The sequence below is a fragment of the Micromonospora sp. NPDC051227 genome (assembly GCF_044455385.1).
Lineage (GTDB): Bacteria > Actinomycetota > Actinomycetes > Mycobacteriales > Micromonosporaceae > Micromonospora.
Genome location: NZ_JBITET010000026.1, coordinates 1 through 10,143, shown reverse-complemented (window position 1 = coordinate 10,143; position 10,143 = coordinate 1). Strand labels below are relative to the sequence as shown.

Here is a 10,143-nt window from a genome sequence, read left to right as displayed (position 1 = left end):
GGTTGGGGCACGCCGGAGCAGATCACCGACCCCGCCTACTCCACCACCGCGTTCCTCAAGGGCCTCAAGCAGGTCGACGGGTGGCAGGACATGCCGCTGACCGAGGCGGCGCAGACCGTGCAGGTCTCCGCGTACCCGGACGCCTACGCCCAGTGGGAGCAGCAGGCCACCGACCTGGTCGGCCAGTACTGGAACAGCTGACCCACACCAGCACCACCACAGAGAACCAGCGCACCTAAGCACCACCGCACCTAAGCACCACCGCACGACACCGACCGCTGGCCGGCACCCCCACCCGGGGCGCCGGCCAGCGGCATCTCCGTGCCTTGATCCCCGCACAAACCGCACCACGACACCGACCGCTGGCCGGCACCCACATCCGGAGTGCCGGCCAGCGGCGTACCCCGGTCAGGTTTTGTGGTTGTGGCTCCGCCAGATATCGATCAGCGCGGTGATCAGCGCGAGCGCGATGATGACGGTGGCGAGCATGAGGGACTGTTCGAAGGCTTTGGTCCAGTCCCCGCGGCTGTCGGCCAACGTGGAGAAGAACAGCGAGCCGACGGCGGCGATGCCGGCGGCGGCGCCGATCCGCTGGCCGGTCTGGAGCATGCCAGCGCCGCTGCCCGCCTGATCGACCGGCACCTCGGAGAGGGTGATCGTCTGGTTGGGGGCGATCACCAGTCCGCTGCCGATGCCGGCGACGAGCAGTGGGCCGGCGGTGACCCAGGGCGCCGGGGCGTCCGGGAAGAGGCGCAGTGCGATCACCGTGGCGGCCAGTCCGACCACCACGGTGAGCAGTCCGATGGCGACCAGTGGTCGGCCGAAGCGGTTGACGATGCGGCCACCGAGCACGGCGGCGGCCGCAGAGCCCAGGGCGAAGGGGGTGATGGCCAGGCCGGCGACGAGGGCGCTGTAGCCGAGCCCCATCTGTAGGAACAGGGTGAAGATGAAGAAGATCGCGGTGAAGCCGCCGAAGTAGACGAGCGCCAGGATCGAGCCCAGCGTGTACGACTGGAAGCTGAACAGTCGGAGGTCGAACAGGGGCTGGTGCTGGCGTGCGTACCGTCGTTCCCAGAGCCCGAAGGCGACCAGCACCGCCAGACCGACCGGGATGAGCGCCCACTTCCAGGGGGTCCGCCACTGTTGTTCCTGCACCAGCGGCAGCAGGACCAGGACCACACCGATGCCGAGCAGCAGGACGCCGACGGGGTCGAGCCGATGCCAGCCACGTTGACCGGTGGGGCGGCCGGGCAGCAACCGCCAGCCGAGGATCACCGCGAGGACACCGACCGGCACGTTGACGAAGAACACCCAACGCCAACCGTGTTCGTCGCCGCCGATGGCGATGAGCAGGCCGCCGAGCAGCGGCCCGACGGCCGTGGAGATGCCGATGGTGGCGCCGAGCAGCCCGAATGGACGGGCGCGTTCGGGCCCGCGGAACAGTTGCTGGATCAGCCCGATGACCTGCGGGTTGACGATGCCGGCGGCGGCGCCCTGCAAAAGTCGGGCGATGACCAACCACGTCGAGGAGGTGGCGAGCCCGGCGAGTGCGCTGGTGATGGTGAACAGCGCGATGCCGAAGACGAACGCGTTGCGCCGTCCGCGGGCGTCGCCGAAGCGGCCGGCGGGCACCAGCGCCAAGCCGAAGGTGAGCGCGTACCCGGAGAGGATCCACTGCAGGTCGCTCGATGACGCGTGCAGCGCCCGATCGATGGACGGCACGGCGACGTTGACGATGCTCACGTCGAGCAGCGTCATGAACGCGGCGACGAGTCCGACGCCGACCGCCTGCCAGCGTCGTCGGTTCTCGGCCGCGGTCACCGGCTGCGGCGTCTGCGCCGCGCTCATCGTGCCCCCCGTCGACCCTCGGTCACGCATGGTCGACCGCTACCCGAGTCTTCGAGGGGCGAACCGTGCCGGTTGGGTCCGCGGATCACGCCATCTGGCGGGCGCAGAACCGGGGACCGAAGTCGAGGCCGGCCATCGGCGAGTCCTCGCGGTGCAGCAGGCCCTTCTCGGTGAGCAGGTGCAGGGGGCTGCCCACCTGCTCCTCGGTGAGGCCGGATTCCTCGGCGATCAGGTCCGGATAGGGCACCTGCCCGCGTGCCTCGAGGGTGGTGACCGCCTGGTACACCCGTTGCTCGGCCTCCGACAGTTGCACCTGCTGCATGGTTCCTCCCTTTGCTCGTCCGCCACTGCGGTGGCGGCTGCCGTGCGCCGGTTACCCCCTCGGTGCCCGAAGATGCACACCCGATCGGGCGGTCGCGACGGCGGGCGGGTCCGGCGGTCGGGCCGGGGAGGTGCCCTAGGCTGCTTCCGTGATCGTTTGGGATCTCGTCGTTGTCGGCGCTGGCCCCGCAGGGCTGTCCGCGGCGCACGCCGCTGCCCGTGCGGGCGTCTCCACCCTTGTCGTCGAGCGAGCAGTTCACCCGCGGTACAAGACCTGCGGCGGTGGCCTGATCGGCACCTCGCTGGCGGCCGTTCAGGATCGGATCGAGGTGCCCGCGCACGACCGGGTGGACCGGGTGACATTCACCCGCGACGGCCGTCGGGAGTTCACCCGCCGCAACGGCAGTCCGGTGGTGACGATGGTGCGCCGCGAGGAGTTCGACGACCGGCTGCGCGTGGCGGCGGTCGCCGCCGGCGCGCAGCTGCGGGAGCGGGTCTCGGTCCGCGCGATCGAGCAGGACCCCGAGGGGGTACGCCTGCGGCTGGCCGACGGTACGACGATCGCGGCTCGTGCCGTGATCGGGGCGGACGGCTCGTCGGGGGTGACCGGGCGGCACGTCGGGGTCCGGTACCGGCAGGTGGATCTGGGTCTGGAGTTGGAGATTCCGGTGCCGCCCGTCGAGCAGGAGCGGTGGCGGGGCCGGCTGCTGCTGGACTGGGGTGCCATGCCGGGCTCGTACGCCTGGGTCTTTCCCAAGGGTGACCGGCTGACCGTCGGCGTGATCGCCGCGCGGGGGGCGGGGGAGGGGACCCGCGACTACCTGCGGCGGTTCGTCGACCGGTTGGGTCTGACCGGGTTGCCGCCGGAGCACGACTCCGGTCACCTGACCCGTTGTCGGGCGGAGGATTCACCGTTGCGCAACGGCCGGGTGCTGGTCGTGGGGGATGCGGCGGGGTTGCTGGAGCCGTGGAGCCGGGAGGGCATCAGCTTCGCGTTGCGCTCCGGCGAGCTGGCCGGAGCGGCAGTCGCGGACGGTGACCTGGCCGGGTACGAGCGGGCGGTGGCCGAGCGTCTGCTGCCGGAGATGCGGGCGGGGTTCCGACTGCTCGACGTGTTCACCCGTCGCCCGGACGTGTTCCACGCCCTGTTGGCGACCCCACCGGGCTGGCGGATGTTCGTGCAGTTCTGCCAGGGGCGGGCGAGCTTCGACGAGATGCTGCGCCGCCGCCCGATCCGGGCCGCCCTCGCGGTGCTCGACCGGTTGTCCCACCCGTCGCGCCAGGCCACCACTGCTCACCCAGGATCCTAGGACGCCTTACAGGGTGTGTGCCCGGCTACTGGTGCCGACCGGCGTGGCCGCCTGACAATCACAGTCGGAGCAGAAGGAGGCGCTGATGACCGAACAGCCGTTCACCGACGACGAGTACGCGTTTCTGCGCCACGCGCGGTTCGGGGAGTTGCCGCCCGCCGTCCGTCCCGACGAGCGGGTGGCCCTGACCGAGACCGATCCCGGGCGCGACCGGCCGGAGGAGTCCGAGGACCCGATCCGCTGGAACGTGCAGGGCTGAGAACGCGCGACGGGCCGCGGATGTCGCCACCCGCGGCCCGTTCGTGATGCGCTGCGGTCAGAAGACGGGCACGCCCTCGCGGACCAGACGCCAGTTGGGCTGGAAGAAGTCGGCCGGGTCGATCGTCCCCTTGGCCTGCGCCCAGTCGATGAGCAGCTGACGGATCTCCTGCTGCGCGTTGTAGACCTGGGTCTTCACGATGCCGGGGAAGTTGCCGCCGCCGCTGCGCCGGTAGTTGTTCACCGCCACCACGAACTGCGCGTTGTCGGCAACCGGGGTGTCGGTGCCGGCCAGCACCAGGCGGGTGATTCGCTGCCCGACCGGCTTGGAGATGTCGATGTCGTAGTCCACGCCGGAGAAGACGTCGTAGTTGTAGTCCGGCACCGCCGGGTCGCTGATCTGCTCCGGGTCGACCGGGGCACCCGGCGCGAGGGTGCGGAAGAACTTCGCCGAGTACTCCAGGTACGCGCGCACCTCGGCCCCGCTGAGCACGACCGCCTCGAGGGTGTTGTCGTACACGTACAGGCCGGCCACGTCTCGGATCTTGACATCACCGGCGGGGAAGACCGCGGTCCGGCTGAACGGCGCCGCGATGGACAGCACCGGCAGGTCCGCGTACGCCGTGCCGGCCAGCGCCGCGCCGACGACCTCGGTCTGCACGTGGTTGATGAAGTCCAGGATCGGTGTGTCCCTGTACCGCGACTCCGCCGCCGACAACTCCACAGTGGACGTGGCGACGACCTGGTTGACGTACGCCACGGTCTTCTGGTGCTGGGCCCGCACGGCGGCGAGCACCTTCGGGTCCTCGACCACAGTGTTGGTGTTCAGCATGGTGGCGGCCTTCTTGGTGATCGTCCACCGGCCACGCTCACGGGTGAGGGTGAAGTCCATCCGGGTGAGCCGCTGGCCCCACTTCGACGGCTCGGAGAGCAGCACCTGCGTGCCGGTGCGCTCGTTGGTGACGAACCGCTCGACCACCTCGTTGTGCGCGTGACCGAAGAGGATCGCGTCGATCCCCGGCACCTGCTGGGCGATCAGCGCCACCGGGTTTTCGTTCGGCAGCTCCGGGCCATAGCTGGAGTTGCCACTGTCACCGCCGTGCGCCGAGATCAGCACGAGGTCCGCGCCGCGAGCCCGCATGATCGGCACCCACTTCGCGGCGGTCGCGATCATGTCCTCGAAGCGCAGCTTGCCCTCGACGTTGCCCTTGTCCCAGATGGCCACACCGGGGTTGGTCAACCCCAGGATGCCGACCCGCAGGGTCGGCGCGGCGAAACCGAGGGAGACCTTCTTGATGACGTACGGCAGGAAGGCCGGCTTGCCGGTCTTCGCGTTGACGGCGTTCGCGGCGAGCGCCGGGAAGCCGAGCTGACGGATCCACAGGTCCAGCAACGGCAGGCCGTAGTTGAACTCGTGGTTGCCAAGGGTCACCGCGTCGTAGTCGATGACGTTCATGGCCCGTGCCATCGGGTGCTTCTCCCCGGTGGCGGTGATCGGCTCCTGCTTGGCGTAGTACGTCGCCAGCGGCGTGCCCTGGATCGTGTCGCCGGCGTCGAGCACCAGCGTCGCCTTGCCGCGCCGCTCCCGACGGATCTGGTTGATCAGGGTCGCCAGCTTCGCCACGCCGATGTCGTTCTGCTTGCTGTCGTCGTACTCGGCGTCGCGGTAGTAGTCCCAGTTGTAGACGTTGCCGTGCGTGTCCGACGTGCCCAGGAGGGTGAGGTCCCAGGTGCGCGGCCGGGCCGCGCCGGCCGCCTGCGCGGGCGCGGCGGCGATCAGCGGGGTGGTCGCCGCGGCCGCCGCGGCGACGAGCACCTAGCGGCGCGACGGGCCGGAGGGAGAGGTCATGACGTGCCTTTCCATGGGGTGGACGCGCCTCGTGAGCGCCTTGCGCACCATAACCAGCACCTGGCACTCCCGCCACGGCAGCCCCGATCGTTGCAGCGGTTTCCGCAGGCCGACGCAGGGTAGGGCGGACAGGGACGACATTCGCGGGAGACCCCCGCTTCCCGCGCGCAGCGAGGAGATTTCCAGTGAGCGAGGACCAGCACACCCAGCAGGACCCGACCAGCCAGTACGGCGGGCAGTCCGGTCAGCCCGCACAGCAGCAGTCAGCGCCCGGCTCGACGGGGGAGATGACCCCGAAGCCGGACCACGGCGAGGAGTCGTACCGGGGCAGCGGCAAGCTCGACGGCAAGCGGGCGCTGATCACCGGCGGTGACTCGGGGATCGGCCGGGCCGTCGCGATCGCCTTCGCCCGGGAGGGCGCGGACGTGCTCATCTCCTACCTCGGCGAGGAGGAGGACGCCGACGCCCGGGAGACGCTCCGGCTGGTCGAGGCCGCCGGCCGGCGGGGCGTCGCGGTACGCGGTGACATCACCGAGGAGGCGCACTGCCAGGAGCTCGTCGATCAGGCGGTGCGCGACCTGGGCGGCCTCGACATCCTGGTCAACAACGCGGCGTACCAGATGTCGCAGGACAAGGGGATCCTCGGCATCAGCACCGAGCAGTTCGACCGGGTGTTCAAGACCAACCTGTACGCGATGTTCTGGCTCTGCAAGGCAGCCATTCCCCACCTGGCCGAGGGGGCGGCGATCATCAACACGTCGTCGATCCAGGCGTTCGACCCGTCGCCGCAGTTGCTGGACTACGCCACCACCAAGGCGGGGATCGCGAACTTCACCAAGGCCCTCGCCGCCGACCTGGCCGAGCAGGGCATCCGCGTCAACGCGGTCGCACCGGGGCCCGTGTGGACGCCACTGATCCCGGCCACCATGCCGGAGGAGAAGGTGAAGCAGTTCGGCACCGACACCCCGGAGGGGCGTCCCGGGCAGCCGGCTGAGCTGGCGCCCGCGTACGTCTTCTTCGCCTCGCAGGAATCCAGCTACGTGACGGGCGAGATCCTGGGGGTCACGGGCGGTCGACCGACCAAGTGACCCGCCGTCGGGTGGGCGTCACTGGGATGCCCACCCGACGCTGTGCCCGCTCGCGTCGCTTGTTCACGCGGCCCGTGGTGGTGCGGCTCGTTGGCGTGACCGTTGGTGGTGCGGCTTGTTCGCGCGGCCCGCTCGCGTCGCTTGTTCGCCTGGCCCGTGGTGGTGTTCGCGTGGCTCGCTGGTCAGCGTGGCCAGGCGGCGAAGCGTTGCCGGATCTCGGCGACGTCGGCGGCGCGCAGGCCGTACCGGCCGAAACGCTGGTCGGAGAGCCGGTCCAGGTAGTGCCCGGCGGCGCGCACGTCGTCCGGGTCCAGCGCGGGGTCGACCTGCCGTGCCAGCACCAACAGTTCGGTCACGTCGTAGTGGTCGAGGGCTGCGGCCACATCGATGAAGTCGCGAACCTCCCGCCGGTTGACCAACGCCGCGATCTTGTTCGCCACCAGGTCACGAACGTCCATCACCGGGCCCAGGTCCATCACCACCGGGCTCTGCTGGCGGTCCAACCGGGCGAGGCTGAGCCGGATCTGCCGTCCGTCGCGGCTCACCACGAAGTCCTTCATGTCCTGCTCGTACCCGTCGAACAGCTCGGCCAGCTCACTGTCCGGGTCGGCATCACTGACGATGAACCCGGCCCGCTCCAGCGCGACCCGCACCCCGGCGGACGCCGCCGCCGCAGCGCCCTCCACGTCCGCGAAGAGGTCCACGTCCTCCGTCGGTCGAGCGACCAGCCCATGCGCCGCCCACGCCACCCCACCACCCAGCACGAACCGGTACGGCCCGGCGGCGGCCAGCGCCACCCGGGCCACCTCCCGGTAGAACTCGTGCAGATGAGGTTCGATCACGCCGCGCGCAGGCCGCGGTGCCGGCTCTCCCACGCCTGGCGTACGCCCCGAGGCAGGTTGAGCAGTCGCCACACCCGACGCAGCGTCCGCCCGTTGATCAGAGCGCGCAGATCGTCGACCCGAGTGGTCTCGCGAAGCACGTTCTCGTACATCCAGAGCAGCTGGTCGGGGTCGCCGAGGTCGAAGGTGCGCTCGGCGTTCCACATCAGCCGTACCGGCAGCTCCACCACCCCTCGGGTGGGGCCGGCCAGCTCGGCGAGCGTCCGCGCCACCACAGCGGGGCGACCCGGGCGGGCCAGGAAGGCCACGCCGGTCGCGGTGGGGGAGACGGCCTGCATGGTGTCAGGGTAACGCCCACCAGAGCCGGTGTCGCTCAGGTCGAGCCCAGCGCGCTGCTCCAGGCGCCCCCGGCCTGGCCCTCATCGCCTCGAAGTTTGTCCGGTTTGCGCAAGCTGGTGCCCTCAGCCCGTTCGTGATCGACTCGGGTTCCTTGAAGTCGGGGTGTTCGGGCGTCCGGGATGCCCCGACTTCCGTGAACCCGAGTGGATCACCCCGGGTGAGGGCCGGTTCGGCGCTGTAAGGCCGGCGCTGTGTGGGTGGTTTGTCCGTTGGTGGGGGGTTGTGGGTGGTGACCGGGCGCACCCGTGGGCTGGAATCATGGAGGGGTCGGGGTCGTTACATACCCTGACGATCGCAGGACCACTGACCCGCCGCCCGAACCCCAAGGGGCTGGTCGCGCAGGTTGGAATGCCAACCCGGGTCCGGTCGTTGCAGTCCGCACGACCGACCGACGGGCACCGCTACGAGGGTGCCGGCAGGTGGGCCCCCGGGAATGACCCTGGCCCCCCGGTCGTTACAGTCCCCACGACCGACCGCAGGCACCGCCTCGATGAGGGTGCCGGCAGGTGAGCCATCCCCCCGGAATGACCCTGGTCCGCCGGTCGTTACACAGGGACCCGGCGCCGCGAGCGCCCCGGCTCGCCAGGTACGCCGGCCCCGACGCCCGACACGGGTGTCACCCCCCCAAGACTTTTCCCTTGTTTGTGCAGCGCCGGACGAGGTGCTCACACCCGTGCCGTTCCCCCGATCGGCACCACGGGTGTTCTACCCCCGAAGGAGCTACCCCTGATGAACACGATCTTGCGTAAGAGCATGCTGTCTGTTGCTGGTCTCGCGTTCGCCGGTGGTGTCTTCGCCGGCCCGATCGCCGCCCACGCCAACCCGGTGGATGCCACGCCGGTCGCGGTGGCGGTGCAGTCGGCGGCGCCGAAGCCGCAGGGCGAGCAGTCCCACATCAGCCTCAACGATGAGCAGACGGCCAACGTCAAGGCGATCATCGCCGCCACGAAGAAGGCCGGCCTGCCCGAGCGGGCCGCGGTGATCTCGATCGCGACGAGCCTGCAGGAGTCGAAGCTGGAGAACCTGGGTCACCTCGGCGACGCCAACGATCATGACTCGCTGGGCCTGTTCCAGCAGCGCCCGAGCTCGGGTTGGGGCACGCCGGAGCAGATCACCGACCCCGCCTACTCCACCACCGCGTTCCTCAAGGGCCTCAAGCAGGTCGACGGGTGGCAGGACATGCCCCTGACCGACGCCGCGCAGACCGTGCAGGTCTCCGCGTACCCGGACGCCTACGCCCAGTGGGAGCAGCAGGCCACCGACCTGGTTGGCCAGTACTGGAACAGCTGACCCACACCACAGCACCACCACCACAGAACCAGCGCACGCCAAAGCACCACCACACCTAAGCACCACCGCACGACACCGACCGCTGGCCGGCACCCCCACCCGGGGTGCCGGCCGGCGGCCTTTCTGCCGGTCGCTGGTCGCCGTTCACCAGTCGCCGTCCTCGTTCGCTGGCCCCTGGCCGGTAACCGCTGGCCGGTGGCCGCTGGGCGGTTAGTCGTGGCCGCCGGGCTGGGGATGCCGCCCCGCACAGGTCTTGGCGGAGGCAAAAGGCGTCGTCTGGGCGGCGGTTGTTCGTAGATCTTGGACAGTTTCCGTTCCGCGGCGGGCTCAACCGGTGGTTGCAACACCCTTTCGTGGTTGTCGTTGGGGTGGTTATGGCGTCGAGGTTGAGCCCGCTGGAGCGGGAGCAGATCGGGTTGGGTCGGGCTGCGGGTGAGTCGTTGGGGTCGATCGCGCGCAGGTTGGGGCGGTCGGTGTCGACGATTTCGCGGGAGGTGGGTCGGTTCGAGCGTTATGGGCAGCGGTATCAGCCGTTGATGGCGCAGTGGGCGTCGTTTCTGCGGCATAACCGGTCCGGGCGGGTGCCGCGGTTGGCTGTTGACGGGCCGTTGCGTCAGGTCGTGCTGGATCTGCTGCGGCGGCGGCGTTCGCCGCAGCAGATCAGTGCTCGGCTGCGGGTGCAGTTCCCGGACACGCCGGAGATGTGGGTGTCGCACGAGACGATTTACCAGGCGATCTACCTGCAGGCGCGGGGCAATCTGCGCGCGGAGTTGACGCGGCAGGTGGCGTTGCGATCGGGTCGGGCCGCTCGCCGCCGGCGGGCGGCGCCGGCCGGGGCGGTGTGCTCGGCGCGCCCGTGGGTGAACCTGCGCATCGCTGAGCGGCCGGCTGAGGTCGCCGACCGGGCGGTGCCTGGGCACTGGGAGGGTGACCTGCTC

10 protein-coding genes and 1 pseudogene are annotated in these 10,143 nt (G+C 70.3%); 6 read left to right on the top strand and 5 right to left on the bottom strand.

Features of this window, described 5'->3' with window-relative positions; all coding sequences use genetic code 11:
* Window positions 1–201 (top strand): annotated as a pseudogene (locus ACIA47_RS32375) (hypothetical protein); the annotation flags it as partial.
* Window positions 202–408: 207 nt separating this feature from the next.
* Here ACIA47_RS32375 and ACIA47_RS32370 read toward each other — a convergent pair.
* Window positions 409–1,848, bottom strand: coding sequence for an MFS transporter (locus ACIA47_RS32370; RefSeq protein WP_203124031.1), 1,440 nt, complete (start codon window positions 1,846–1,848; stop codon window positions 409–411).
* An 85-nt stretch (window positions 1,849–1,933) separates the two neighbouring features.
* Window positions 1,934–2,170: a hypothetical protein gene (locus tag ACIA47_RS32365; RefSeq protein WP_030491902.1), complete on the bottom strand. Its 237-nt coding sequence runs from the start codon at window positions 2,168–2,170 to the stop codon at window positions 1,934–1,936.
* Between the two features lie 148 nt (window positions 2,171–2,318).
* Here ACIA47_RS32365 and ACIA47_RS32360 point away from each other — a divergent pair, with 148 nt between their 5' ends.
* Entirely contained in the window at window positions 2,319–3,479 is a 1,161-nt protein-coding gene (locus tag ACIA47_RS32360; RefSeq protein WP_203124033.1) for a geranylgeranyl reductase family protein, read from the top strand.
* 85 nt (window positions 3,480–3,564) lie between these two features.
* Entirely contained in the window at window positions 3,565–3,738 is a 174-nt protein-coding gene (locus tag ACIA47_RS32355; protein ID WP_167362358.1) for a hypothetical protein, read from the top strand.
* 57 nt (window positions 3,739–3,795) lie between these two features.
* On the opposite strand, the gene ACIA47_RS32350 is transcribed toward ACIA47_RS32355, so the two are convergent.
* Window positions 3,796–5,553, bottom strand: a complete 1,758-nt coding sequence (locus ACIA47_RS32350; protein ID WP_396712234.1) for a bifunctional metallophosphatase/5'-nucleotidase — start codon at window positions 5,551–5,553, stop codon at window positions 3,796–3,798.
* A 218-nt stretch (window positions 5,554–5,771) separates the two neighbouring features.
* Here ACIA47_RS32350 and ACIA47_RS32345 point away from each other — a divergent pair, with 218 nt between their 5' ends.
* A complete protein-coding gene (locus ACIA47_RS32345; protein ID WP_203124037.1) occupies window positions 5,772–6,674 on the top strand; it encodes an SDR family oxidoreductase in 903 nt (300 codons plus the stop codon).
* Window positions 6,675–6,856: 182 nt separating this feature from the next.
* Here the strand turns inward: ACIA47_RS32345 and ACIA47_RS32340 are convergent, their stop codons facing one another.
* Window positions 6,857–7,516, bottom strand: a complete 660-nt coding sequence (locus ACIA47_RS32340; RefSeq protein WP_396712232.1) for a nucleotidyl transferase AbiEii/AbiGii toxin family protein — start codon at window positions 7,514–7,516, stop codon at window positions 6,857–6,859.
* Window positions 7,513–7,854, bottom strand: a complete 342-nt coding sequence (locus ACIA47_RS32335) for a hypothetical protein (RefSeq protein WP_396712230.1) — start codon at window positions 7,852–7,854, stop codon at window positions 7,513–7,515. The genes ACIA47_RS32340 and ACIA47_RS32335 overlap by 4 nt, the downstream gene beginning before the upstream one ends.
* Before the next feature lie 790 nt (window positions 7,855–8,644).
* Here ACIA47_RS32335 and ACIA47_RS32330 point away from each other — a divergent pair.
* Together ACIA47_RS32330 and ACIA47_RS32325 are read left to right on the top strand one after the other, a co-directional pair.
* Entirely contained in the window at window positions 8,645–9,205 is a 561-nt protein-coding gene (locus tag ACIA47_RS32330) for a hypothetical protein (protein WP_396712228.1), read from the top strand.
* Between the two features lie 374 nt (window positions 9,206–9,579).
* Window positions 9,580–10,143: IS30 family transposase (locus tag ACIA47_RS32325; RefSeq protein WP_396712226.1), on the top strand; the 564-nt coding region annotated here is incomplete at its 3' end.

Bases quoted from the DNA above. Each gene is read 5' to 3' on its own strand.
- ACIA47_RS32370 (WP_203124031.1), bottom strand. From the start codon at position 1,848: ATGAGCGCGGCGCAGACGCCGCAGCCGGTGACCGCGGCCGAGAACCGA.
- ACIA47_RS32365 (WP_030491902.1), bottom strand. From the start codon at position 2,170: ATGCAGCAGGTGCAACTGTCGGAGGCCGAGCAACGGGTGTACCAGGCG.
- ACIA47_RS32355 (WP_167362358.1), top strand. From the start codon at position 3,565: ATGACCGAACAGCCGTTCACCGACGACGAGTACGCGTTTCTGCGCCAC.
- ACIA47_RS32335 (WP_396712230.1), bottom strand. From the start codon at position 7,854: ATGCAGGCCGTCTCCCCCACCGCGACCGGCGTGGCCTTCCTGGCCCGC.
- ACIA47_RS32330 (WP_396712228.1), top strand. From the start codon at position 8,645: ATGAACACGATCTTGCGTAAGAGCATGCTGTCTGTTGCTGGTCTCGCG.